Source organism: Burkholderia sp. AU30280 (genome assembly GCF_020420125.1).
Classification (GTDB): domain Bacteria; phylum Pseudomonadota; class Gammaproteobacteria; order Burkholderiales; family Burkholderiaceae; genus Burkholderia.
The window spans coordinates 1-23,743 of the sequence record NZ_JAIZRY010000009.1 but is presented as its reverse complement, the minus strand read 5'-3'; the positions used below and the strand labels follow the sequence as shown (position 1 = coordinate 23,743).

Sequence of the window (23,743 nt, the reverse complement as noted above, 5' to 3'; positions counted from 1 at the left end):
CCGTTTTCGGCAATCAGGTCGATAGCGGGTTCGGTGTGACCGGCGTCAGGCGGCGCGCTGCGCGTCGCCTTCGCCGTCGTTCTGGTCCGTCGCGCCGAAGCGCGCCGGGTAGCGCACGCTGAAGCGCAGCGCGGCGTCGTACGGGTAAAAATCGGGCAATTCGCCCTGCATCAGCTTGTCCTTGCTGGCCTGCCACAGCGCGGGATCGAAAAAGTCCGCGTGATGCTTCATGAAGACGTCGCGCACGCGCGGGTCGCCGAGCAGGAACGGCCCGTAGGTCTCCGGAAAGATGTCGTGCGGGCCGACGGTATACCACGGTTCGCCGGACAGCTCGTCTTCCTCGTTGCGCGGCGGCGGCACGCGGCGCACGTTGCAGTCGGTCAGGTACTCGATCTCGTCGTAGTCGTAGAACACGACGCGGCCGTGGCGCGTGACGCCGAAGTTCTTGTACAGCATGTCGCCGGGGAAGATGTTCGCCTTCATCAGCTCCTTCACCGCGTTGCCGTATTCCTTCACGCCGTGCTCGATGTCCGTGTCGGTGCCGTTCTGCAGATACAGGTTCAGCGGTGTCATCCGGCGCTCGATGTACAGGTGCTTGATCACGAGATTGTCGTCCTCGTATTCGAGCAGCGACGGCACTTCCTTCTCGAGCTCGCGCACGAGCGCATGGTCGAGCCGCGCGAGCGGCAGCGCGACGCTCGAATACTCGAGCGTGTCGGCCATCCGCCCGAGGCGGTCGTGGCGCTTCACGAGCTGGTACTTCTCCATGATCTGCGCGCGCGTCGTTTCCTTCGGCGGCGGGAACTGATCCTTGATGATCTTGAACACGTACGGGAACGACGGCAGCGTGAACACCAGCATCACGAGGCCCTTGATCCCGGGCGCGATGATGAAGCGGTCGCTCGAATGCGACAGGTGGTGCAGCAGGTCGCGATAGAACAGGTTCTTGCCCTGCTTCTGCAGGCCGACCGACGTGTAGATCTCCGCCTTCGGCTTGCCGGGCATGATCGTGCACAGGAAGTCGACGTACGCGGAAGGCACGCCCATGTCGACGAGGAAATACGAATGCGAGAAGCCGAAGATGATCATCAGCTGGTCGCGGCGCAGCAGCACGGTGTCGAGCGAGAGCACGCCCGGGCGCACGTGGCGGATCGGCACCGCGAACGGCAGCACGCGGTCGGCGTTGATGATGCGGCCGACGATGTACGCGCTCTTGTTGCGGAAGAACAGCGACGACAGCACGTGGATCTGGAAATTCGGCGCTTCGTCGAAGTGGCCGAACTCGTCATGGATCGCCTGCATCACGCATGCGATGTCGCGCGGGAGATCGTCGAACGCAGGCTCGAGCTGGAAGTTCGTGACGATCCGCTCGAGCGTGGCCGCGAGCCCGTCGGTGCCCGGATAGTACGCGCGGTAGGTCGGCTTCGCGGCCGGCTCGTCGTTCTCGAGATACTCGGTCGAGATCGCCGGGCGCACGAAGATGAAATCGTTGCTGAAGTACGAGCGATGCAGGATCTTGCAGCACACCGAATTGAAGAAGGTCTCCGCGCACTCGGGCTGGCGGTGCGACGTGAGCAGGCCGATGTAGTGCAGCTTGATCTGCTGCCACACTTCGTCGTCGATGTTCTCCGCGTCGTATTCGTCTTCCAGCACCTCGACGCATTCCTTCACGCGATCGTCGTACGACGTGATCCGCTCGCGCGCGAGCCGCTGCAGCCCGTGCCAGTCGCCGCGCTCGAACAGCGTCTTCGCTTCGACGGCCGCCTCGCGGAAGATCCGGTAGTGGCGGTCGAAGTTCTCGAGCATCGTCTGCGCGACGTCGAAACCGATCTGCGAAGACAGCAGTTTGGGGAAGTGATTCATCGCGTGCAGGCTCGTTCGGGAGGGGCTGTAAGCACTCGCCATTTTAGCGCCCAAGCGGGCGGTTCAAGGGCTTTGCGGCAATGAGCGGCCGGCAGGCAGGCGGCAGGTTGTCCGCCGTTGGATGCCGTTCGGTGCATCTTCGCGTAAAGATACGGGTACGGAGCCGATTCTGGCACGAACTTTTTTTGACGGGCGGCAAGCCGCCGGGCGCGTGTTCCGCGCGACGGCGATAGAATCGACGCACCGCCCGCCGCGGCCTGCCGCCGGCGCGCATTCGTACCGATAACGACGAGACGCCCCACCGATGAACGCACTGGAACACCAACTCGACTATCCCTTCGCCGACACGCTGCCCGCCGCGGGCGACACGTTCGAGGTCGCGCCCGGCGTGCGCTGGCTGCGCATGCCGCTGCCGTTCTCGCTCGATCACATCAACCTGTGGCTGCTGCGTGACGAGATCGACGGGCAGGCCGGCTGGACGATCGTCGATTGCGGGATCTCGTCGGATGCGATCCGCACGCACTGGGAGCAGATCTTCGACTCGCATCTCGACGGCCTGCCCGTGCTGCGCGTGCTGGTCACGCACTGCCACCCCGATCACTTCGGCCTCGCGAACTGGCTGTGCGAAGGCGGCGACAAGGGGCGCTGGAACGTGCGGCTGTGGATGACGCTCGGCGAGTACATGTTCGGCTGCCTGATGGCGGCCGGCAATGGCTCGAACGCGGGCGGCGCGGCTGCCGCCGATCACTTCGCGCGCCACGGGCTGACCGATCCGGCCGCGCTCGACAAGCTGCGCAACCGCCGCCACTACTACTCGGATCTCGTGCCGGCCGTGCCGCCGCGCTACCGGCGCCTGCGCGAAGGCGACGCGGTGACGATCGGCGCACGCACCTGGCGCGTCGTGACCGGCTTCGGCCATTCGCCTGAACATTGCGCGCTGCACAGCGAAGCGGACGCCGTGCTGATCTCCGGCGACATGGTGCTGCCGCGCATCTCGACGAACGTGTCCGTGTTCGACCTCGAACCGGAAGCGAATCCGCTCGCGCTGTACCTGCAGTCGCTCGGCCGCTACGAGACGATGGCGCCCGATACGCTGGTGCTGCCGTCGCACGGCAAGCCGTTCCGTGGCGTGCGCACGCGCATCACGCAACTGCGCGAACACCACGACGCGCGCCTGGCCGAAGTGCGCGTCGCGTGCACGGAAAAGCCGATGAGCGCGGCCGACATCGTGCCGATCATGTTCCGCCGCCGCGAGCTTGACATCCACCAGATGACGTTCGCGCTCGGCGAGGCGCTCGCCCACCTGAACCTGCTGTGGCTCGCGGGCGAACTCGTGCGCGAGCAGGGCGACGACGGCGTGCTGCGGTTCCGTACCGCCGGCTGACACCGCTGCGGTTTCCTCACGCGACGGGTTCGTAGCGCCACCCGTCGCGATGCCATTGCATCGTGTGCGTCGGGTCGAGCGCCGCGAGAAATGCGGTGTCGTGCGACGCGACCACGATCGCGCCTGGGAAGCCGGCCAGTGCGGCCTCGATCGCACGCACCGATTCGAGATCGAGGTGGTTGGTCGGCTCGTCGAGCAGCAGCAGTTGCGCGGGCGTGCCGCGCCACAACGCGCACGCGAGTGCGGCCTTCAGCCGTTCGCCGCCGCTCAGCTGCCGTGCCGGCTGCGTCGCGCGCGCCGCGTCGAGCTGCAACAGCGCGAGCCGGCTGCGCAGGTCGCCTTCGGCGAGCGGCGTATCGAGCAGCCCCAGTTGCTCGACGATCGAACGATCGGGATCGAGCAGCGCGAGCCGCTGGTCGAGATACGCGGCGCTGACGTGCGTCGTGCATGCGCCTGAACGCGGCGAAAGCTCGCCGGCGAGCATGCGCAGCAACGTCGATTTGCCGCAGCCGTTCGGGCCGGTCAGCGCGATGCGCACCGGGCCGCTTGCCGACCATGTGATCGCGTCGGCATCGCAGGCGATGCGCCACGGCGGTTGCGCGCGGTCGAGCGTGAACAGCTGGCGGCGCGCGCTGACCCCGGTGCCCGGCAGCGACACAAGCACGGGCGCATCGGCTGCGACGCGCGCGGCCGTCTCCTGCACGCGTTCGTCGAGCGTCGTCTTGAATTCGCTCTGGTGGCGCCGGACCTGCCCCATGATGTTGCGCGCCGCGCCCTTGCGGCTCTGGCGCGCGCCCGACGACAGGTTGGCTGTCTTCGCCTCGCGCAGCGACGCGGCCGCGTGACGCTGGATCGTGTCGTGCTCCTGTTGGAGCCTGCGCCTGACGCGTCCGCGCTCGGTACGCGCGTTGTCGAGTGCGGACTGCGCGGCATCCTGTTCAGCGTCGCGCTGCGCACGGTAGAGCGCGAAGTTGCCACCATACGAGCGCACGCCTTGCGGCGTCAGCTCGACGATGCGCTGCACGTCGGCGAGCAGCGCACGGTCGTGGCTCACGATGACGAGGCCGCCGCGCCAGCCGTCGAGCGCCGCCCGCAGCCATGCGCGGCCCTGCGCGTCGAGATGGTTGGTCGGTTCGTCGAGCACCAGAAGGCCGGCGCCGGACAGCAGGGCACCGATCAGTGCGACGCGCGCGAGTTGCCCGCCGCTCAGCGCCTGCGCCGGCGTTTCGGCGCGCACGTCGTGCAGGCCGGCCGCGTCGAGCGCGGTGCGCAACCGCTCCGCGAGATCCCAGCGATCGCCGATCAGGTCGAAGTCGTGCGGTTCCGCGCGGCCGTCGGCGAGACGCGCGAGCGCGTCGAGCGGCGCATCGAGCGCGGCAACCTGCGCGACGGTTCGCGGGCCGGCTGCTGCGTCGTCATGCTGCTGCGCGACGTAGACGACTGGCGTGCGCCGGTCGATCGTCCCCGCACTCGGCGCGCAGCGGCCCGCGATCAGTTGCGCGAGCTGGCTCTTGCCGACGCCGTTGCGGCCGACGATGCCGGTCGGCGTGCGGTCGATCGAAAGGTCGAGCGAATCGAACAGCGTGACGCCGTCGTCGAAGCGGAAGGAAACGTGATGAAGCGCGACAAGCGCGCCGGTGGGCGTGGCGGCAGCCATAAGCACCTCCGAAAATGCGTGAAGACCTTCGCGCGCGGCGTGCGTGGCACGGCGGCGAAAACATTTCGGGAAGGCTTAGTTGTTCACTTTGGCTGGCGTCCGGTATGAGGAATGAGCGCGCAGTGTAGCAAGCGCGGCGCGCGGGCCGCAAGCGACGGCCCGACGCGTCGTCGCTTGCGCGCGACGCGCGGCGGCCGCGTACCGCACCGCGGCGATCGAGAAGGTCTGCCGTCCGCACGGGCTCACGCGACAGCGGCCCGCGTTCGTGCGGGTGAGCGCGATGGCATCGAGCATCGCGTTCGTTCGTGCGCGTGCCTGGGTCAGCCCGCAGCGCGCGGCGCCGTCGTTGCGCGCCGCTCGAGCAGCGCGTGGAACGTTTGCCGGATGCGCTCGACGGCGGCTGTCTTGTACGGGAATCGTTCGTTGTTCCCGTGCACCAGCATGCTCGCATTGACCTCGAACACGACGACCGCTCCGTCGCGGTCGAGCCCGCAGTCGATGCCGAAATAGTCCAGCCCGATCGCGTCGCGGATCGCCTGCAGTCCGTTGCGCTGCGCGGCGCCGAACGCTTGCCACGGATCGTCGAGGAACGCGCGCTCCTCGTCCTGCATCCACGCGTGGTGCGCCATGTCGGTCGTCGCGTGATGGACCTTCCACTGGCTGTCGATCGCGAGGTGATACGGCAGGATCTCGCCGTCGACATAGACGAAACGGTACTTGCGGAAATAGCCGTCGGCGGACCGGTAGTCGACGTACGGCGTCAGATAGAAATCGTCCGTATCGAACCTGTCGACGAACGCCAGCAGTTGCGCCGCGTGTTCCATCCGTTCGAAATCATCGCCGCCGTGCGCGCCGGCCGGCCTCGCGAGCAGCGCGGCTTTCCGGTGAAGCGACGTCTGCGGCACACGGCAGCCCGGCATCTCCGCCAGTTGCCGCGCCACCGCGTCCCGGCTCGTTTGCGCGATCACGGCCGGCGCATTCACGACGGGCCGGCCGACGCTCGTGACGAGCGCCTGTGCCGGCGCGAGCAGCGCCCGCCCGCGATCGACGTCGGACACCAGATTGACGACCACGTCCGCATGGATGCGCAACCGGTCGACGTCGTACTCCATGTCGGGCAGCAGCGTGATGATGTTGCTTTCGAAGCGCGCCCGATCGATCAGGAATTCGAACGGTGTGTTGCCGGCGCCGGGCGCGAACACGAACAATACGCGGAAGTCCGCCGGCGCGACGGCGGCCGGGATCGTGACAAGCGGCTTCAGTTTCAGCGCGCGGCGGAAGCTCGCGTCGGCTTCGCGCGCGAGCCCCAGCGCCTGCTCGAGATTCGCGACGGTATGCGCGAGCGAGGGATCGTCGGGATCGTGTTCGAGCGCGCGCCGGAAATATGCGAGCCCGCGTGCGTGGCGGCCCGCGCAGGTCTCGGCGAGGCCGAGCTGGCGGCTGACGGCGGCGTGATCGCCGGGGCGCTCCAGCAGCGGCGTCAGCCAGCCGATGGCTTCGTCGAAGCGGTCCTGCCGGATCAGCACCAGCGCGAGGCCGAAGCACGCGTCCCAGTGGCCGGGCTCGAGCGCGAGCGCATCGCGGTAATGGTGTTTGGCCTGGTCGAGATGGCCCGCCTGCCGGCAAGAGGACGCGAGTGAAAGGGCGTGATCGATGGACATGATGGCGGCATGCCGCACGCGGCCGGATGACACGACGCTTGCGGTGCGGTTGGGCGAAAGCCGGGAAGACCCCGGCCGGACGGAACGAACGCCCGGAAGATAGCAGCGCGCCGATCCGTTCCGATCGCTCCCTCACTCCGGAAATTTACCGGCGATTACCGCAAGCCGCCGACGTAATGGGTCGTAACGCGGCACCGCCCGACCGCGTCGTTTCCGCCTCTAATCGACCGATTGAACGGCGTGTGCTTGCGGCACGCTGCGATGGCGCTCGCAAAGCAACGCATCGCGGCGGGCGTCCGTTCATTCAACCCAGAGGAATTCCATGTCCATTTCCAGCGTCTCGACCAGCGGCATCACGTCCCCGACGTTTCAGGGCAATGCCGCGCAGCGCACCGGCAACACCACGTCCACGTCGTCCCCGGAGCGGACGAAGCACATGCACGGCCATCATCATGGCGCCGAGGCCGTGTCGTCGAGCTCGACCGACAGCACGACGTCGTCGACGGGCACCGCGAACGGCACGGCGTCGACCTATTCGCTCGCCGGCGACGCGCTCGGCAGCCTGATCAACACCACCGCGTAACGCGATGCAGGCAACACGGCGGCGGCGTGACGCCCGTTCGGGGCGGACGCGTTACTGCACGGCGACCGTCGTGAAGTTCTGCCGTCCGAACGGGCTCACGCGATAGCCGCTCACGTTCGTGCGCGTCAGCGCGGCCGCGGTGGGGTAACCGAGCGGGATCCACAGCGCCTGGTCGTGGATGATCTTCTGCGCGGCTTCGTACAGCTTCGCGCGCTTGGCCTGGTCGGCGGTCGACTTGCCGTCGGTGATCAGCTTGTCGAGCTGCGCGTCGCAGAAGCGCGCGAAGTTGATGCCCGATTTCACCGCATTGCAGCTGAACTGCGGCGTCAGGTAGTTGTCCGGATCGCCGTTGTCGCCGGCCCAGCCCATGAACAGCATGTCATGCTGGCCGAGCTTCGCCTGCTTGATCAGCTCGCCCCATTCGATCACCTTGACCTCGGCCTTCACGCCGATCTTCGCGAGGTCGGCCTGCAGCAGCTCCGCGCCGACCTTCGGGTTCGGGTTCAGCACGCTGCCGGTCGGGCGCGTCCAGATCGTCGTCGAGAAGCCGTTCGGGAAGCCGGCCTGCGCGAGCAGCTGCTTCGCCTTCGCCGGATCGTACGGATACGGCGCGACGTCCTTCGCATAGCTCCACGTGTTCGGCGGATACGGGTTGTTCGCGGCCGTCGCGGTGTTGTCGAACACGACCTTCAGGTAGGTCGCGCGGTCGAACGCGAGGTTCAGCGCTTCGCGCACCTTGTCGTTGTCGAGCGGCTTCTTCTGCGTGTTCAGTGCAACGAACGCGGTCATGAACGCGGGCGTCTGCACGACCTTCAGCGCGCTTTCGCCCTTCGCGGCGAGCACGTCCTGCGGCTTCGGCGACAGCGCGATCTGGCATTCGCCGGCCTTTACCTTCTGCAGGCGCACCGACGGGTCGGGCGTGATCGCGTAGATCAGCCGGTCGACCTTCGGCTTCGTGCCCCAGTAGGTCGGATTCACGTCGTAGCGGATCAGTGCGTCCTTCGTGTAGCTCTTCAGCACGAACGGGCCGGTGCCGACCGGCTTCGCGTTCAGGTCGGCCTGCTTGCCGGCCTTCAGCAACTGGTCCGCGTATTCGGCCGAGTAGATCGACGCGAAGCCCATCGTCAGGATCGGCACGAACGTCGCGTTCGGTTCGTTCAGCACGAACTTCACGGTGCTGTCGTCGACCTTCGTGACCGATTTCACGAGCTTCACGAGGCCCATCGACTGCGCGTGCGGGAAGCCGCTCGCACCCGCCACCTTGTGCCACGGGTTCGAGTCGTCGAGCATCCGCGAGAACGTGAACACGACGTCGTCCGCGTCGAGCGCGCGGCTCGGCTTGAAGTAGTCGGTGGTCTGGAACGCGACGTTCGGGCGCAGGTGGAACGTGTACGTGAGGCCGTCGGCGCTCGCCTCCCATTTGTCGGCGAGCGCGGGCACGACCTTCTTCGCGGCTTCGTCGTACGACACGAGCGTGTTGAAGATTACGTCGGCCGACGCGTTGGTCGTGACGAGCGAGTTGTACTGCACGACGTCGAAGCCGTCCGGGCTCGATTCCGTGCACACGGTGAGCGGCTTGGCGGCGGCGAGGCCGGGGGCGGCGAGGGCGGCGGCGAGCGTGGCCGCGGCGAACAGCTTGACCTGCATAGGATCTCCCACGTGGCTTGTGTTTTTTGCTGGGTGACGGGATGCGGGCGCGGCCCGGAAGCGGGCAGGGCCGGCGCGGCTGGCGAATAGCATACCGTCAAAGCGCGCGACGCGTGAAAAAAGCGCCTGAACGCGGCGAATTGACCGAAAAACGGCTGCGTTCGCGACGGAACGGGTGTTCGGGCGGCGGGAAGGGGAGAGCTGGCGCTGGGGGCAATGGACAGCGGTGCGGCGGGGGAGCGGTCTGCCAATCGAAGTGTCGAAGCGGCCAGGTGTCGACGTCGGTGCGGAAGGCGGAGAGGCAGGGAGGCGGAGAGACGGAGAGACGGAGAGACGGAGAGACGGAGAGACGGCCCGCGATGCTTCGCGCGGGCCGGCGCTCGCCGGAGTGTCAGTGCGCCCCGGCCTTCGGCTTGCGCGGCGCCTTCTCGAACAGGCGGTCGTACAGCCAGCGCGGCAGCACGTGCAGCACCTTCGCGACGACGCCCATCTGCCACGGAATCACGCGGAACGCGTGCTGCCGCGCGATCGCCTGGGCCGCCCGTGCGGCGAAGCGGTCGGCGTCCATCAGGAACGGCATCCGGTACGGGTTGTGCGCGGTCATCGGCGTGCGGATGTAGCCGGGCGCGATCGTCACGACGCCGACACCGGCCGGCCGCAGCTCGACGCGCAGCGCTTCGAGGTACTTGATCGCGGCCGATTTCGACGCGCTGTACGCGCCGGAACCGGGCAGGCCGCGCACGCCGGCGACGCTTGCGACCCCGACCAGCGTTCCGTGGCGCGTGGCCGTCATCGGGCCGACGAACGGCTCGAACGTCGCGACCATCCCGTAGTAGTTGATGTCCATCACGTCGCGGAACGTCGCGAGATCGCCCTGGCCCGTGACGGCGCCCTGGCTGATACCCGCGTTCGCGATCACGACGTCGGGGCAGCCGTGCGTTGCGATGAACGACGCGGCGGCCGTCGCGAGCGCGTCGGCGTCGCGCACGTCGGCGGAATAGACGGAGATGGGCAGCTTCGGGAAGCGCCGCGCGAACGCATCGAGGGCATCGGTGCGTCGCGCGACGAGTGCAAGCGTGGCGCCCTGGCGGGCGTATTCCTCGGCCATCGCGAGGCCGAGGCCGCTCGATGCGCCGGTGATGAAGACCTTCAGCGGAGTAGTCATGCCGGCGCGCGGGCGGGGATCAGAGCTTCTTGTCCTGAACCTGCTTCACGAGGAAGTCGAGCACCTGGGCCGTGCCCGGGATGCTGTTCGCGTAAGCGGGGCCCGTCTTGTACTTGCCCTGGACGACGACCGTCGGCACGCCGTCGATCGCGTAGTCCTTCAGCAGCTTGGCCGACTGGTTCACTTCGCCCTGCACGCTGAACGAGTTGTACGCGTCCATGAACTGCTTCTTGTCGACGCCTTGCGTGGCCAGGAAATCGGCCTGCGCCTGCGGCGTCAGCAGGTAGTTCTTCTGCTTGTGGATCGCGTTGAAGATCGCCGGCGTGACCTTCTCGGAGATGCCGAGCGCGGACACCGCGTAGAACAGCTTCGAGTGCGGGACGAAATCGTCACGGAATGCGACCGGGACGCGCTTGAAGTCGATGTTGTTGCCTTGCTTCTTCACCCAGGCCTCGATCGTCGGCTCGAATTCGTAGCAGTGCGGGCAGCCGTACCAGAAGAACTCGATCACCTCGACCTTGCCGGCCGGCGCGGACACCGGCTGCGGCGACTTCATCACCTCGAAGTCCTTGCCGGCGACCGGCGCGGCGGGCGAAGCCTGCGCGAGGCCGGCGGCCAGGCCCAGGGACAGAAGGAGCGTGCTAAGCAGTTTTTTCATGTTGTGAACGTCGAATCAGTTGCTCGGGTTACGGGACGTAACGGGTTCTGGGTGGGCTCGGCCGGTTGCTTACTGCTTCGTGAAACGGATCACCGCCGTGTCGACACCTGCATCGGACAGGCGCTGGCGGGCCGAGTTCATATCCTCGAACTTCGAGAACGGGCCGACCCGCACGCGGAAATACGTCACGCCGCTGACATCGCGCTTCGACACCTTCGACTCGAAGCCCTGGAAGCCGAGGCGCGCGCGCTGCTGCTCGGCGTCGCCTTCCGTCTTGTACGCGCCAACCTGCAGGAAGTAGCCGGTATTCGCGTCGTTCGCGGTCGGCGGCTTCGCTGCGGCGGCGGCCGTGGCCGACGAGGTCGGCTTCGGCGTGTTCGCGGCCAGTTGCTGTTGTTGCTGCTTTTGCGCGGCGGCTTGCTGCGCCTGCTTCTGCGCGGCGAAGCGTGCGAGGTCGTCCTCGCCGCCTTGCTGCTGTTGCTGCTGCGCTTGCTGCGTCTTCTTCGGCGGCGGCGTGGTGTCGGCCGGCTTCGGCGCGACGGCGACGCCATTGCTCGACGACGTAGTGTTCGACGCGGTCTTGTTGTTCGCGCTGCCGGTGCTGTTCGAGCCGCTCGACCCGTTGGCCTGCGGCGGCACTTCGACGATCTGCGGTTCGGGCAGCAGGCCGCCCTGGGTCTGGTTCGCGGCCTGGCCCGGCGCGGTGTTCGGCGGCGCCGACTGCGCGGCCTGCGGCACCGGCTGGCCCGGCGTCTTGCCCTGCAGCGCGCGGTTCGGATCGAACTGCTGCGGCTGGCTCGCGCCGTTGTCGGCCGGCGGCGGCGCGACCTTCGACACGAACGGCGACGGCGAACGCGTGATGTAGAGCGCCACCACCACCGCGATCGCGAGGCCGACGATCAGGCCCAGCACGATTCCAAGAAATGTTCCTCCGGCTTGTTTCGATTGTTTCGAAGTGCGGCGTGGTTGTGCCATTGCTTGAGTCACCTGCAAAAAGAATCGTGAAAAGGCCGCGGCGGGCTATCCGACGGCGGGCTATCCGACGGCGGGCGCTGCCGCGGCCATTCGCTGCCCGGTTCGGGCCGCTTGCGTCCTTACATCTTGGCGGGCGCGGACACGCCGAGCACCGCCAGACCGTTTTCGAGCACCTGCCGGGTCGCGGCGAGCAGCGCGGCGCGCGCATTGCGGGGCGCTTCGTCGTCGACCAGCACGCGCTCCGCATTGTAGAACGAGTGGAATTCGCCAGCGAGATCGCGCAGGTAGAACGCGACCGCGTGCGGCGCCAGCTCGTTCGCCGCGTGCGTGAGCATGTCCGGGTATTCGGCCAGCTTCTGCATCAGCGACGCCGCTTGCGCGCTCGTCAGCTGTGACAGGTCGGCGCCCGGCAACTGCGCAACGTCGACGTTGTAGCGCGATTTCAGCTCATTGAGCACCGAGCAGATCCGTGCATGCGCGTACTGGACGTAATAGACCGGGTTTTCGTCGTTCTGTTTCAGCGCGAGGTCGATGTCGAACACGAACTCGGTATCGGCCTTGCGCGAGATCAGGAAGAACCGCACCGCGTCGCGGCCGCGCGTGATGGTCGCCTCGTCGATCAGGTCGGGCGCCGCTTCCTGGCCCGCCGCCGCGCCACCCGACCATTCGATCAGGTCGCGCACCGTCACGTAGCTGCCCGCGCGCTTCGAGATCTTCACTTCCTGGCCGTCGCGCATCACGGTGACCATCTTGTGCAGCACGTAGTCGGGGTAGCCCTTCGGAATCCCGATGTGCAGGCCCTGCAGGCCGGCGCGCACGCGCGCGATCGTGCCGTGGTGGTCCGAACCCTGGATGTTGATCACCTTCGTGAAGCCGCGCTCCCACTTCGTCACGTGGTACGCGACGTCCGGCACGAAGTACGTGTACGTGCCGTCCGACTTGCGCATCACGCGATCCTTGTCGTCGCCTTCGTCGGTCGTGCGCAGCCACAGCGCGCCGTCCTGCTCGTAGGTCATGCCGGCCTTGATCAGCGCGTCGACCGTCTTCTCGACACGGCCTTCGCTGTACAGCGACGACTCGAGGTAGTACTGGTCGAACTTCACGCCGAACGCCTGCAGGTCCATGTCCTGCTCGCGACGCAGGTACGTGACCGCGAACTTGCGGATCGCGTCGAGATCCTCGACGTCGCCCGCGCCCTTGACCGGCTCGCCATCCGACGCGGCGACCGTTTCGCCGTTCAGGTAGTCGCGTGCGATGTCGGCGATGTATTCGCCGTTGTACGCGGCTTCCGGCCAGCCCGCGTCGCCCGGCTTCAGGCCGCGCGCGCGCGCCTGCGTCGAGATCGCGAGGTTGCCGATCTGCACGCCCGCGTCGTTGTAGTAGAACTCGCGGTGCACCGCATAGCCCTGGCTCGCGATCACGTTCGCGAGCACGTCGCCGAGCGCGGCCTGGCGGCCGTGGCCGACGTGCAGCGGGCCGGTCGGGTTCGCCGACACGAATTCGAGCAGCACCTGCTTGCCTTTCTCGCGATCCGACGTGCCGAACGCGCGGCCCTGGTCGAACACGGCGGCGATCACCGCCTGCTTCGCGGCGGCCGACAGGCGCAGGTTGATGAAGCCGGGGCCGGCGATCTCGGCGGCTTCGACGAGGCCTTGCGCGCCCGGCTGGGCGGTGAGTGCGGCGACGATCTGCTCGGCGAGCTGGCGCGGATTCGTGCCGAGCGGCTTCGCGAGCTGCATCGCGACGTTGCACGCGACGTCGCCGTGCGCGGCGACCTTCGGGCGCTCCAGCGTGATGGTCGGGGCGACGAACGCTGCGTCGGCGCCTTTCAGCGCGTGTGCGACCTGCTTGACGCTATCCGCGAGCAGGGCTTCGAGGGTCTGTTTGTGTGCTGGCAGCATGCTGGTAGAAGGCTTCGTTGGTGGCGGCCGGAAACGCCGGCCCGCCGGCGCGCTTTTTAAGCGCGCGTTTCAGGGATCGCAGAATTTTAACAGGTGCTAATATGCCGCTCAGGCGGCCCGCGTCCGCGAGGCCGGACGCCGGTCTGCCGGCGTTCCCCAACCTCGCCGCGCAGGCACAACAAGATGAAAAGGGAATTGTCATGATTACGTTCAAGAGCAAGGCGGCACAGGATCTCGACGTGCTGAAGGATTTCGCCGTGTATGTGCTGGGTCTCGTCGGCAAGCAGCTGGGCGAGCGCGGTGTGATTACGCACGACGAACTGGACCACGCGATCGCGAAGCTGGAAGGCGCAGTCGCGCAGGCGAAGCAGGAGCGCGCCGAGCACGCCGGCCATTTCCACGAGGACGAAGCCGACCACGCGCACCACGAAGTGCCGCCGAGCCTGGCCCAGCGCGTCGCGCCGTTCCTCACGATGCTGCGCGAGGCGAAAGCCGGCGAAGCCGACGTGCACTGGGGCTTCTGAGCTTCCTTGCCCGGCAGTAAGAAAGGTCAAGTAAGACAAGAAAAAGCCCGCTTCCGAGCGGGCTTTTTCGTTTTGTCTGACCAAACGGGCGGCCGGTGGCCCGTTCGCTTCGATCAGAGCTGCGGCGCGAGCGCGCGGCGCGCGTCGTCGAGCGACAGCGCCATGCGCCGCGCGTAGTCCTCGAGCTGATCCTGCCCGATTTTGCCGACCGAGAAATAGCGGCTGTCCGGATGCGCGAGATAGAAGCCCGATACGCTCGCGGCCGGCAGCATCGCCAGCGAGTCGGTCACGCTCATGCCGATCTCGTCCGCGCGCAGCACGTCGAACATGTCGCGCTTCACGAGGTGATCCGGGCAGGCCGGGTAGCCGGGCGCCGGGCGGATGCCCGCGTACTTTTCCGCGATCAGCGCCTCGTTGTCGAGCGTTTCGCCGCTCGCGTAGCCCCACAGCTCGCGCCGCACGCGTGCGTGCATCGCTTCCGCGAAGGCTTCCGCGAAGCGGTCGGCGAGCGCCTTCAGCATGATCGCGCTGTAGTCGTCGTGGTCGGCTTCGAACTGCTTTTCCTTCGCGTCGACGCCGAGGCCGGCCGTCACCGCGAACATCCCGATGTAGTCGGCGACGCCCGATTCCTTCGGCGCGATGAAGTCGGCGAGCGAGCGGTTCGGCCGCATCACGCCGTCGACCACCGGGCGCACGCTCTGCTGGCGCAGGTTGCGCCACGTGAGCAGCACTTCCGAGCGCGACTCGTCGCTGTAGATCTCGATGTCGTCGTCGTTGACGGTATTCGCCGGCAGCAGCGAGATCACGCCGCTCGCGGTCAGCCAGCGGCCCTGAATCAGGCGCGCGAGCATCGATTTCGCGTCGGAGAACACGCGTCGCGCCGATTCGCCGACGATCTCGTCGTTCAGGATCGCCGGGTACGGGCCCGCGAGATCCCAGGTCTGGAAGAACGGGCCCCAGTCGATGTACTGCGCGAGCTCGTTCAGATCGTAGTTCTTGAACACGCGGCGGCCGATGAACTTCGGCTTGACCGGCTGGTAGCCCGCCCAGTCGATCCTGGTCTTGTTCGCGCGCGCTTCGGCGAGCGTGACCATCGGCTGCGCCTTGCGGTTCGCGTGCTGGTCGCGGATGCGTTCGTAGTCGGACTTCAGCTCGTCGAGGTATTTCGCCGCGCCTTCGTCGGACAGCAGGCTGGAGGCGACCGACACCGAGCGCGACGCGTCCGGCACGTAGACCACCGGGCCTTCGTAGTGCGGTGCGATCTTCACGGCCGTGTGCACGCGCGAGGTGGTCGCGCCGCCGATCAGCAGCGGGATCTTCTTCACGCGGAAGTAGTCGTCGCGCTGCATTTCGGACGCGACGTACGCCATTTCCTCGAGGCTCGGCGTGATGAGGCCCGACAGCCCGATGATGTCCGCGCCCTCGACCTTCGCCTTCGCGAGGATCTCGTTGCACGGGACCATCACGCCCATGTTGACGACTTCGAAGTTGTTGCACTGGAGCACGACCGACACGATGTTCTTGCCGATGTCGTGCACGTCGCCCTTCACGGTCGCGATGACGATCTTGCCCTTCGCGCGCACGTCGCCGCCCGCTTCCGCGAGCAGGCGCTTTTCTTCCTCGATGAACGGAATCAGGTGCGCGACGGCCTGCTTCATCACGCGCGCCGATTTCACGACCTGCGGCAGGAACATCTTGCCCTGGCCGAACAGGTCGCCGACGACGTTCATCCCGTCCATCAGCGGCCCTTCGATCACGTTGATCGGCCGGCCGCCGGCCGCGGCGATCTTCGCGCGCGCTTCTTCGGTATCCTCGACGATGAAGTTCGTGATGCCGTGCACGAGTGCGTGCGCGAGCCGCTTCTCGACCGGCTGGTTGCGCCACTCGAGGTTCTCTTCCTTCTTCGCGGCGCCGGTCTTGAACTTGTCGGCGATCTCGAGCAGGCGGTCGGTCGAATCGTCACGGCGGTTCAGGATCACGTCCTCGACGCGCTCGCGCAGCTCCGGGTCGAGGTCGGCGTACACGCCGAGCTGGCCCGCGTTGACGATGCCCATGTCCATCCCCGCCTGGATCGCGTGGTACAGGAACACAGTGTGGATCGCCTCGCGCACCGGGTCGTTGCCGCGGAACGAGAACGACACGTTCGACACGCCGCCGCTCACCTTCGCGTACGGCAGGTTCTGCTTGATCCAGCGGGTCGCCTCGATGAAGTCGACCGCGTAGTTGTTGTGCTCCTCGATGCCGGTCGCGACGGCGAAGATGTTCGGGTCGAAGATGATGTCTTCCGGCGGGAAGCCGACTTCGTTCACGAGGAAGTTGTACGAGCGTGTGCAGATCTCGATCTTGCGCGCGTAGGTGTCGGCCTGGCCGGTTTCGTCGAACGCCATCACGACGGCCGCCGCGCCGTAGCGGCGGATCAGGTGCGCGTGGTGGCGGAACGCGTCCTCGCCTTCCTTCAGCGAGATCGAGTTCACGATCGCCTTGCCCTGCACGCACTTCAGGCCCGCCTCGATCACCTCCCACTTCGACGAGTCGATCATGATCGGCACGCGCGCGATGTCCGGCTCCGATGCGATGAGATTCAGGAAGCGCACCATCGCCGCTTTCGAATCGAGCATCGCCTCGTCCATGTTGATGTCGATCACCTGCGCGCCGTTCTCGACCTGCTGGCGCGCGACCGCGAGCGCCTCGTCGAACTGGCCGTTGAGGATCATCCGTGCGAACGCCTTCGAGCCGGTGACGTTGGTGCGCTCACCGACGTTGATGAAGAGCGTCCCGGGCGTGACGTTGAAAGGCTCGAGGCCGGCGAGGCGCATCGTGTGATCGGTCATGGCGGTGCGAATTCTGGTGATGAAGGACGTAGGGCGGTCGGGTCAGGCGTTGTCACTGTACTGGTTCGGCCAGCGGCGCGGCTTCACGTTGGCGAGCGCCTTCGCGATCTCGGCGATGTGTTCGGGCGTCGTGCCGCAGCAGCCGCCGGCGAGGTTCACGAGCCCGGCTTGCGCGAATTCCTTCAGGAGCCCCGACGTGACGTCCGGCGTCTCGTCGAAGCCCGTCTCGGCCATCGGGTTCGGCAGGCCCGCGTTCGGGTAGCACGACACGTACGTGTCGCACAGCTTCGCGAGCTCGGCGATGTACGGGCGCATCAGCGCCGCGCCGAGCGCGCAGTTCAGGCCGAACGTGAGCGGCTTCGCATGGCGCAGCGAATTCCAGAACGCCTCGACCGTCTGGCCCGACAGGATCCGGCCCGACGCATCGGTGACGGTGCCCGAGATCATGATCGGCAGGCGTTCGCCGGTGTCCTCGAACAGCTCGTCGAGCGCGAACAGCGCGGCCTTTGCGTTCAGCGTGTCGAAGATCGTCTCGACGAGGAACAGGTCGACGCCGCCGTCGAGCAGCGCCTTCGCCTGCTGGTAGTACGACGCGCGCAGCTCGTCGAACGTGACGTTGCGTGCGCCCGGGTCGTTGACGTCCGGCGAGATGCTGGCCGTCTTCGGCGTTGGTCCGATCGCGCCCGCGACGAAGCGCGGCTTGTCGGGCGTCGCGTATTTTTCGGCCGCTTCGCGTGCGAGCTTCGCCGATTCGATGTTCATCTCGACGACGAGATCCTCCATCTCGTAGTCGGATTGCGCGACGGTCGTCGCGCCGAACGTGTTGGTCTCGACGATGTCGGCGCCGGCCGCGAAGTACTGGTCGTGGATCTCGCGGATGATCTGCGGCTGCGTGATCGACAGCAACTCGTTGTTGCCCTTGATGTCGCGCGGGAAATCCTTGAAGCGCTCGCCGCGATACGCGGCTTCGTCGAGCTTGTAGCGCTGGATCATCGTGCCCATCGCGCCGTCGAGGATCAGGATGCGCGATTTGAGCAGCGCAGGCAGTGCGGCGCCGCGCGTGTAGGGCGCGTCGAGCGGGACGGAAGCGGCGAGAGGAGTCGCAGACATGGGCGAAAGACCGGCGAAGACGGGAAAACCGTCATTGTAGCCGGTGCGCATGGGCGCCGCCCGGCCTCGCGCCGCGCCGGCCGGGCCGCCAAATGAAAACCCCCGCCGGCGAACCGGACGGGGGCATGATCGGAGTGCTCGCGGGTGCCGCGTCGATGCGCGGCGAATGGCCCGGCCGCGCGAGGCGCCGGGCCGCGGGTCGTCAGTGCAGCACGACGGGCATCATCATCAGGCTGTCGAATTGTCCGAGGAATTCGTCGACTTCGTCGAGCGACGGTTCATCCTCGATCAACTGCTTCACGTGCGCGCGGAATCGTTCGGCAAGTTCGCCGTCGATGAAGATTTCGCGCTGCGCGTTCTTGTCGACGATTTCATATCCGCCGGCGTTCATCAGGTGGTGGCCGGCCTGCGGCGCGAATTCGACGACGCAGTAGTTGGGGCTGTTGTAGATCATTTGCATGGCGGCACTCCTCTTCGCAGTGGCATCTGGCCTTGTTGTCCCCTAGGTGGGGCGAGCCTTGCCGGATTCAAGGGGCTTGCGCTGCACACCCTGTTCCCGTTGTGTAGGGTGTATCGGTTAGAAGCCGATGTCTATGAAACGTTTCCCATTGTCGACCGGTGGACGGAAATAGTTGTTAAAGAGTGTCATCGGCCATTTCGCGGAAATCTGTAATCGGTCGAAATTGCCGAATCGCGCGCGTCCACGCGCGAGTTCACTGTGTGACAGGCGATGTGACAGGCGAGGACGCGGGCGGCGCAGCCGGTTGTGCCGGTGGTTGCGCGGCGGCCGGCGGCGCGGGTTGTGCCGGTTCCGCGGCGGGAGCAGCCGATGCGTCGGGCGTCGGTGCACCGGCGGGCGCATGTATTGCACCGCCTGCGGGTTCTTCGTCGGACGGCGCGCCCGGCGCCGCGAGCCGGCCATGCCACAACAGCTCGATCTGCGCGCCGTTCGGTTCGGTCTGCACGAGTCGCGCGGGCAGCCAGCCGAGCGACGGCGCGAGCCACATGTCGATGCGGCGCGTGTCGCCGTCGCGCCGCGGCAGGCGCATGAAGTGCCGCGCGCTGATGATACCGGTTTGCGTCTGCACCTGCTCGTCGCCGATCACGGTGATCGGCCAGGTCTCGCCGCTGTTGTTGTCGATCACGAAGAATTGCTGCGTGACGCCCGGCTTGTAGGCAGACGGATTGCCGCGCACGAGCCCCGACAACTGCATCAGCATGCTGAAGCGGTCCTGCACGCCGTCGGGCAGCGGCGCGTTGTTCGGCGTGCGCGTAAACACGACCTGGCGGATTTCGCGGTTGAAGATCGCGATGTCTTCCGGCCGCTTGCCGCGCTTCTCGACGTAGCGGTCGGGCGCGACGCCGAACGCGTCGATGCGGCCTTCGCTGCGGTAGGTGAACGGGCCGACGAACGGCACGGGCATCGACACCGACAGGTCGTAGGTGTGCCCGTCGGTGCGCCAGTGGATCGTGCCGATCATGTTCTGCATGCCGTTGTAGAACGTGTCGTACTGCAGGTCGCCGGACGGCGGCGCGGCGAATTTCACGCCGTTCGTCGCGGGGCCCGGCGTCGCGGCGCTGGCGGCGCCGGCAGCCGACGCGGCATCGGCGCCCGATGCGCCCGGCACGCCACTCGCCGCGGACGCGGCGGCCGGCGGCTCGCCGTGCTCGGCCGTTTGCGTCGACGTGAGGACCGGCTCAGGCGCGGGTTTCGGTGCGGCGGCCTTCGGGGCAGCCGGTGCGGGCGCGGCCGGACGCTCGACCGGCTTCGGTGCAGGCGGCGCGGGCTGGCGCTCGATCGGTTGCGGTTTCAGCAGCTCGATCTGCACGGGGACTTCGGCGGGCGCGGGCGGCGTGAATGCGTCGCGGTTGCGCATCAGCCAGAACGCGGCGAGCGCGTGCAGCACCAGCACGACGACGAGCGCAATGCCCACGCGCAGCCAGTGGCGGGGCAAAGCGTGACTCGGGCGGGTGTCGGCAGGCTGCATGGGCATCGGAACAGGATCGGAGCGTTCGCATGGCGTCGGGCGCGCCGCGCGCGCCACAGGAATCGGACTGTCGAATGCGCCGCGCGTTCGCGCTGCGTGACGGGGCGGGTGCAGGATGCGTCAGGCGTCGCGTGCGTCGGGACTATAGCCGAGTTCGTAAGACAGTTTCCGCGCGCAGGCGCGCAGCGCGGTGTCGATCTCGCCGCCCCATGCAATGTCGAACGAGCCTTCCTGGCCGAGCGCGACGATCGCGAGCGCGAGTTCGCCGACCGCATCGAACACGGGCATGCAGAACGCGTGGATCGTCGGCAGCAGCATTCCCTCGACGCGCGCGGCCTCGTGCTTGCGCACGTCGGCGAGCACCGCGTCGACCTCGTCGAGCGTGCGCGGGCCGCCGTGGTTCGGCGAGCGGCGGGTATCGGCGAGTTCGCGCTCGAGCATCGCGGCGGTCTTGCTGCGCGGCAGGTACGCGGCGAACAGCAGCCCCGTCGCGGAGCCGAGCAGCGGCATCACGTCGCCGAGCTTCAGCGACGCCTTCGCCGGGTGGCTCGATTCCATCCAGTGGACGATCGTCGGCCCCTGGTTGCCCCACACGGCGATGCCGACCGTCTGGTCGAGCCGGTCGCGGAATTCGGTCAGCGCGATCCGCGCGAGCTTCACGCCGTCGACGCGCGCGAGCCGCGCGAGCCCCATCTGCAGCGCGAAGCCGCCGAGCTCGTAACGGCCCGAGACGGGATCCTGCGACACCACGCCGAGCCGCGCGAAGCTGACCAGGTAGCGGTGTGCCTTCGCAGGACTCATGCCCGCGCGCTGAGCGAGGTCGCGCAGCATCATCGCGCGCGGCTCGCTCGTCAGCACATCGAGCAGGCGGAAGCCGACCTCGATCGACTGGATGCCGGAACGGACCTTCTCGCCGTGCTCGCCGGAAGCGGCGTCGTCGGAGTCGGCGAGATCGTCGTCGGGAAGCGGGCTGGCAGGCATGGGCGGCAGGTGCGCGAAAGTGCGGCAGGAGTCGGGCTGGAAAATCGGGGCGAAAACGGCGCGCACAATCGCGGCGCGCCGCAGGGATTCACCATCGTAAAATAGATTCCCTCCATCGTCACTACAACGGCTGAGTCCCCCTTATGAAACTTGCTTCGCTGAAGGACGGCACGCGCGACGGCCAGCTGATCGTCGTGTCGCGCGACCTGCACACCGCGGCGATCGCCGATGCGATCGCGCCGACGCTGCAGCGCGTTCTCGACGACTGGGCGTTCTACGCGCCGCAGCTGCGCGACCTGTACGACGCGCTGAACCACGGCCGCGCGCGCAATGCGTTCGCGTTCGATCCGGCCAACTGCATGGCGCCGTTGCCGCGCGCGTTCCAGTGGGCCGACGGCTCCGCCTACGTGAACCATGTCGAGCTCGTGCGCCGCGCGCGCGGCGCGGAGATGCCGCCCGAATGCTGGACCGACCCGCTGATGTACCAGGGCGGCAGCGACGATTTTCTGGGGCCGCGCGACGACGTCGTGTGCCCGTCCGAGGAATGGGGTATCGATTTCGAGGCGGAAGTCGCGGTGATCACCGGCGACGTGCGGATGAGCGCGACGCCCGACGAAGCGCTGAAGGCCGTGCGGCTCGTCACGCTCGTGAACGACGTGTCGCTGCGCAACCTGATTCCGGCCGAGCTCGCGAAGGGTTTCGGCTTCTTCCAGAGCAAGCCGGCCACCGCATTTGCACCGGTCGCCGTGACGCCCGACGAGCTCGGCGACGAATGGCGCGAAGGCCGCGTGCACCGGCCGATGATCGTCCACTGGAACGGCAAGAAGGTCGGCCAGCCCGATGCGGGCACCGACATGGTGTTCCACTTCGGCCAGCTGATCGCGCACGCGGCGAAGACGCGCAACCTGCGCGCCGGCTCGATCGTCGGCTCGGGCACGGTGTCGAACAAGGACGCGAAGCGCGGCTACTGCTGCATCGCCGAGAAACGCTGCCTCGAGACGATCGAGCACGGCGCGCCGCAGACCGGGTTCATGCGCTACGGCGATACCGTGCGCATCGAGATGTTCGACACGGCCGGCAAGTCGATCTTCGGCGCGATCGAGCAGTCGGTCGCCCCGCCCGACGGCGCGGCGTAAGTCACGCGGGGCACGCAGCTCCGCCGTCGCGAAACCCGGGCCCGGCCCGCGCGCCGGGTTTCGCCTGATGTTTGCCCGCGCGGGCTTGGCTACACTCGATTCAGGGGCTCGAGAGCCTCGAGCAAGGAGCTGGCATGGCCAATCTCGCCGCGTACAGCGGTTACGAAGCACTGAAGGTGACGCGCCGCGACCATGGCGTGCTCGACGTCGTGATGAGCGGCGAGGGCGCGAACCGCAGCGGCCTCGCGACCGCGAACGCACGCATGCATCGCGAGCTCGCCGACATCTGGCGCGACGTCGACCGTGATCCCGACACGCGCGTCGCGGTGATCCGCGGCGAAGGCAAGGGCTTCTCGGCAGGCGGCGATCTCGCGCTCGTCGAGGACATGGCGAACGACTTCGACGTGCGCGCCCGCGTGTGGCGCGAGGCGCGCGACCTCGTCTACAACGTGATCAACTGCAGCAAGCCGATCGTGTCGGCGATGCATGGCCCGGCCGTCGGCGCCGGGCTCGTCGCGGGGCTGCTCGCGGACATCTCGATCGCCGCGAAGGATGCGCGCATTATCGACGGCCACACGCGGCTCGGCGTCGCGGCGGGCGACCACGCGGCGATCGTGTGGCCGCTGCTGTGCGGGATGGCGAAGGCGAAGTACTACCTGATGCTGTGCGAGCCCGTGAGCGGCGAGGAGGCCGAGCGGATCGGGCTGGTCTCGCTCGCGGTCGAGCCGGCCGACCTGCTGCCGAAGGCGTACGAAGTGGCCGAGCGGCTCGCGCACGGTTCGCAGTCGGCGATCCGCTGGACCAAGTACGCGTTGAACAACTGGCTGCGCACGGCCGGGCCGACTTTCGATACGTCGCTTGCGCTCGAATTCATGGGCTTCTCGGGGCCCGACGTGCAGGAAGGCATCCGCTCGCTGCGCGAGCGGCGCCCGCCCGAGTTTCCCGGCGACGCGCCGTTCTGATGCGCGCCGGCGCTATGATCGACCCAGGCGCGGCTCGCGCGATGCATGGCGGCCGCCTTGCCCTCACCCAGTCAACCAGGATGCCCGTATGACGACCGATGCCCCCGGCTCCAACCCTTTCGCCGGCTTTGCCGGCTTCAAGCCCGCCGACATGATGGACCGCATGTGGGACATGATGCGGATGTCGCCGTTCGGCGGGATGACGTCGTTTCCGGGCGCCACGCACGGGTTGCCGCCGTCGCTGTCGAGCATGTCCGACATGATGGCGCCGCTCACGAGCGTCGAGGAGCTCGACAAGCGGATCACCGACCTGCGCGCGGTCGAGCAGTGGCTGAAGCTCAATCTCGGGATGCTGCAGTCCGCGATCCAGGCGCTCGAGGTGCAGCGCGCGACGCTCGCGACGCTGCGTGCGTTCGGCGCGTTTGCGCAGAGCTCGATGTCAGCGGCCGAGGAAGCGGCCGTCGCGGCCGCGCATGCGGCGAAACAGGCATCGGGCGACGCACCGCCGGCCGCGGATGCCGACGCGTCGGATGCGGCGGCGGGCGACGCCGCGCAGCAGGCCTTCGACCCATCGGGCTGGTGGAACCTGCTGCAGTCGCAGTTCAACCAGCTCGCGAGCCTCGCGATGGCGCAGCCGGGCATGCAGCCCGCCGCGCCCGGTGAGGCGCCGGCGGACGCGGCTGCGCCGCCGGAGCCGGCCGCGAAGCCGGCTCCGGC

The 23,743-nt window shown here is 67.6% G+C and carries 19 protein-coding genes; 6 read left to right on the top strand and 13 right to left on the bottom strand.

Features of this window, described 5'->3' with window-relative positions:
* Positions 1–45 precede the first annotated feature (45 nt).
* Complete coding sequence (aceK, locus tag LGN17_RS21075) at positions 46–1,863, bottom strand: bifunctional isocitrate dehydrogenase kinase/phosphatase (protein ID WP_226198506.1); 1,818 nt, start codon at positions 1,861–1,863, stop codon at positions 46–48.
* A 304-nt stretch (positions 1,864–2,167) separates the two neighbouring features.
* On the opposite strand from aceK, the gene LGN17_RS21070 reads away from it, so the two are divergent.
* Positions 2,168–3,247, top strand: a complete 1,080-nt coding sequence (locus tag LGN17_RS21070) for an MBL fold metallo-hydrolase (RefSeq protein WP_226198505.1) — start codon at positions 2,168–2,170, stop codon at positions 3,245–3,247.
* A 16-nt stretch (positions 3,248–3,263) separates the two neighbouring features.
* Here the strand turns inward: LGN17_RS21070 and LGN17_RS21065 are convergent, their stop codons facing one another.
* A complete protein-coding gene (locus LGN17_RS21065) occupies positions 3,264–4,904 on the bottom strand; it encodes an ABC-F family ATP-binding cassette domain-containing protein (RefSeq protein WP_226198504.1) in 1,641 nt (546 codons plus the stop codon).
* Positions 4,905–5,224: 320 nt separating this feature from the next.
* Positions 5,225–6,565: a tetratricopeptide repeat protein gene (locus tag LGN17_RS21060; RefSeq protein WP_226198503.1), complete on the bottom strand. Its 1,341-nt coding sequence runs from the start codon at positions 6,563–6,565 to the stop codon at positions 5,225–5,227.
* Between the two features lie 322 nt (positions 6,566–6,887).
* Between LGN17_RS21060 and LGN17_RS21055 the strand changes: the two genes are divergently transcribed.
* Positions 6,888–7,148 (top strand): hypothetical protein, encoded by a 261-nt coding sequence (locus tag LGN17_RS21055; protein WP_226198502.1) that lies wholly within the window; start codon positions 6,888–6,890, stop codon positions 7,146–7,148.
* 51 nt (positions 7,149–7,199) lie between these two features.
* Here the strand turns inward: LGN17_RS21055 and LGN17_RS21050 are convergent, their stop codons facing one another.
* From LGN17_RS21050 to argS, 5 genes are all read right to left on the bottom strand, one after another.
* Positions 7,200–8,795: an ABC transporter substrate-binding protein gene (locus tag LGN17_RS21050; RefSeq protein ID WP_226198501.1), complete on the bottom strand. Its 1,596-nt coding sequence runs from the start codon at positions 8,793–8,795 to the stop codon at positions 7,200–7,202.
* A gap of 391 nt (positions 8,796–9,186) precedes the next feature.
* Positions 9,187–9,960: an SDR family oxidoreductase gene (locus LGN17_RS21045; RefSeq protein ID WP_226198500.1), complete on the bottom strand. Its 774-nt coding sequence runs from the start codon at positions 9,958–9,960 to the stop codon at positions 9,187–9,189.
* A gap of 19 nt (positions 9,961–9,979) precedes the next feature.
* Positions 9,980–10,618, bottom strand: coding sequence for a thiol:disulfide interchange protein DsbA/DsbL (locus LGN17_RS21040; RefSeq protein WP_011353364.1), 639 nt, complete (start codon positions 10,616–10,618; stop codon positions 9,980–9,982).
* Positions 10,619–10,687: 69 nt separating this feature from the next.
* Complete coding sequence (locus tag LGN17_RS21035) at positions 10,688–11,593, bottom strand: SPOR domain-containing protein (protein WP_226198499.1); 906 nt, start codon at positions 11,591–11,593, stop codon at positions 10,688–10,690.
* A 119-nt stretch (positions 11,594–11,712) separates the two neighbouring features.
* On the bottom strand, positions 11,713–13,494 hold the full coding sequence (gene argS, locus LGN17_RS21030; RefSeq protein WP_226198498.1) for an arginine--tRNA ligase: 1,782 nt from the start codon (positions 13,492–13,494) through the stop codon (positions 11,713–11,715).
* A gap of 200 nt (positions 13,495–13,694) precedes the next feature.
* Here argS and LGN17_RS21025 point away from each other — a divergent pair, with 200 nt between their 5' ends.
* Positions 13,695–14,018 carry a DUF1840 domain-containing protein gene (locus tag LGN17_RS21025; RefSeq protein ID WP_011353361.1) on the top strand — a complete coding sequence of 108 codons (324 nt, stop codon included), beginning with the start codon at positions 13,695–13,697 and terminating at the stop codon, positions 14,016–14,018.
* A gap of 113 nt (positions 14,019–14,131) precedes the next feature.
* Here the strand turns inward: LGN17_RS21025 and metH are convergent, their stop codons facing one another.
* From metH to LGN17_RS21000, 5 genes are all read right to left on the bottom strand, one after another.
* Positions 14,132–16,849 (bottom strand): methionine synthase, encoded by a 2,718-nt coding sequence (gene metH, locus LGN17_RS21020; RefSeq protein ID WP_226198497.1) that lies wholly within the window; start codon positions 16,847–16,849, stop codon positions 14,132–14,134.
* A 42-nt stretch (positions 16,850–16,891) separates the two neighbouring features.
* Complete coding sequence (locus LGN17_RS21015) at positions 16,892–17,959, bottom strand: homocysteine S-methyltransferase family protein (RefSeq protein ID WP_226198496.1); 1,068 nt, start codon at positions 17,957–17,959, stop codon at positions 16,892–16,894.
* A 202-nt stretch (positions 17,960–18,161) separates the two neighbouring features.
* Positions 18,162–18,419, bottom strand: coding sequence for a DUF3567 domain-containing protein (locus tag LGN17_RS21010; protein WP_006477667.1), 258 nt, complete (start codon positions 18,417–18,419; stop codon positions 18,162–18,164).
* Between the two features lie 253 nt (positions 18,420–18,672).
* On the bottom strand, positions 18,673–19,953 hold the full coding sequence (locus LGN17_RS21005; RefSeq protein ID WP_226198495.1) for a DUF3108 domain-containing protein: 1,281 nt from the start codon (positions 19,951–19,953) through the stop codon (positions 18,673–18,675).
* Positions 19,954–20,067: 114 nt separating this feature from the next.
* Complete coding sequence (locus LGN17_RS21000) at positions 20,068–20,928, bottom strand: IclR family transcriptional regulator (RefSeq protein ID WP_226198494.1); 861 nt, start codon at positions 20,926–20,928, stop codon at positions 20,068–20,070.
* Between the two features lie 143 nt (positions 20,929–21,071).
* On the opposite strand from LGN17_RS21000, the gene LGN17_RS20995 reads away from it, so the two are divergent.
* The 3 genes from LGN17_RS20995 to LGN17_RS20985 form a co-directional block, all read left to right on the top strand.
* Positions 21,072–22,064 carry a fumarylacetoacetate hydrolase family protein gene (locus tag LGN17_RS20995; RefSeq protein WP_226198493.1) on the top strand — a complete coding sequence of 331 codons (993 nt, stop codon included), beginning with the start codon at positions 21,072–21,074 and terminating at the stop codon, positions 22,062–22,064.
* A gap of 134 nt (positions 22,065–22,198) precedes the next feature.
* A complete protein-coding gene (locus tag LGN17_RS20990) occupies positions 22,199–23,026 on the top strand; it encodes an enoyl-CoA hydratase/isomerase family protein (RefSeq protein WP_226198492.1) in 828 nt (275 codons plus the stop codon).
* Positions 23,027–23,114: 88 nt separating this feature from the next.
* Positions 23,115–23,743 (top strand): PhaM family polyhydroxyalkanoate granule multifunctional regulatory protein (locus LGN17_RS20985; RefSeq protein ID WP_226198491.1); only part of this gene is annotated, 629 nt, incomplete at its 3' end.

What these genes read in the sequence shown, in the direction of transcription:
- aceK (WP_226198506.1), bottom strand. Translation starts at nt 1,863, where the DNA reads ATGAATCACTTCCCCAAACTGCTGTCTTCGCAGATCGGTTTCGACGTC.
- LGN17_RS21070 (WP_226198505.1), top strand. Translation starts at nt 2,168, where the DNA reads ATGAACGCACTGGAACACCAACTCGACTATCCCTTCGCCGACACGCTG.
- LGN17_RS21065 (WP_226198504.1), bottom strand. Translation starts at nt 4,904, where the DNA reads ATGGCTGCCGCCACGCCCACCGGCGCGCTTGTCGCGCTTCATCACGTT.
- LGN17_RS21060 (WP_226198503.1), bottom strand. Translation starts at nt 6,565, where the DNA reads ATGTCCATCGATCACGCCCTTTCACTCGCGTCCTCTTGCCGGCAGGCG.
- LGN17_RS21055 (WP_226198502.1), top strand. Translation starts at nt 6,888, where the DNA reads ATGTCCATTTCCAGCGTCTCGACCAGCGGCATCACGTCCCCGACGTTT.
- LGN17_RS21050 (WP_226198501.1), bottom strand. Translation starts at nt 8,795, where the DNA reads ATGCAGGTCAAGCTGTTCGCCGCGGCCACGCTCGCCGCCGCCCTCGCC.
- LGN17_RS21045 (WP_226198500.1), bottom strand. Translation starts at nt 9,960, where the DNA reads ATGACTACTCCGCTGAAGGTCTTCATCACCGGCGCATCGAGCGGCCTC.
- LGN17_RS21040 (WP_011353364.1), bottom strand. Translation starts at nt 10,618, where the DNA reads ATGAAAAAACTGCTTAGCACGCTCCTTCTGTCCCTGGGCCTGGCCGCC.
- LGN17_RS21035 (WP_226198499.1), bottom strand. Translation starts at nt 11,593, where the DNA reads ATGGCACAACCACGCCGCACTTCGAAACAATCGAAACAAGCCGGAGGA.
- argS (WP_226198498.1), bottom strand. Translation starts at nt 13,494, where the DNA reads ATGCTGCCAGCACACAAACAGACCCTCGAAGCCCTGCTCGCGGATAGC.
- LGN17_RS21025 (WP_011353361.1), top strand. Translation starts at nt 13,695, where the DNA reads ATGATTACGTTCAAGAGCAAGGCGGCACAGGATCTCGACGTGCTGAAG.
- metH (WP_226198497.1), bottom strand. Translation starts at nt 16,849, where the DNA reads ATGACCGATCACACGATGCGCCTCGCCGGCCTCGAGCCTTTCAACGTC.
- LGN17_RS21015 (WP_226198496.1), bottom strand. Translation starts at nt 17,959, where the DNA reads ATGTCTGCGACTCCTCTCGCCGCTTCCGTCCCGCTCGACGCGCCCTAC.
- LGN17_RS21010 (WP_006477667.1), bottom strand. Translation starts at nt 18,419, where the DNA reads ATGCAAATGATCTACAACAGCCCCAACTACTGCGTCGTCGAATTCGCG.
- LGN17_RS21005 (WP_226198495.1), bottom strand. Translation starts at nt 19,953, where the DNA reads ATGCCCATGCAGCCTGCCGACACCCGCCCGAGTCACGCTTTGCCCCGC.
- LGN17_RS21000 (WP_226198494.1), bottom strand. Translation starts at nt 20,928, where the DNA reads ATGCCTGCCAGCCCGCTTCCCGACGACGATCTCGCCGACTCCGACGAC.
- LGN17_RS20995 (WP_226198493.1), top strand. Translation starts at nt 21,072, where the DNA reads ATGAAACTTGCTTCGCTGAAGGACGGCACGCGCGACGGCCAGCTGATC.
- LGN17_RS20990 (WP_226198492.1), top strand. Translation starts at nt 22,199, where the DNA reads ATGGCCAATCTCGCCGCGTACAGCGGTTACGAAGCACTGAAGGTGACG.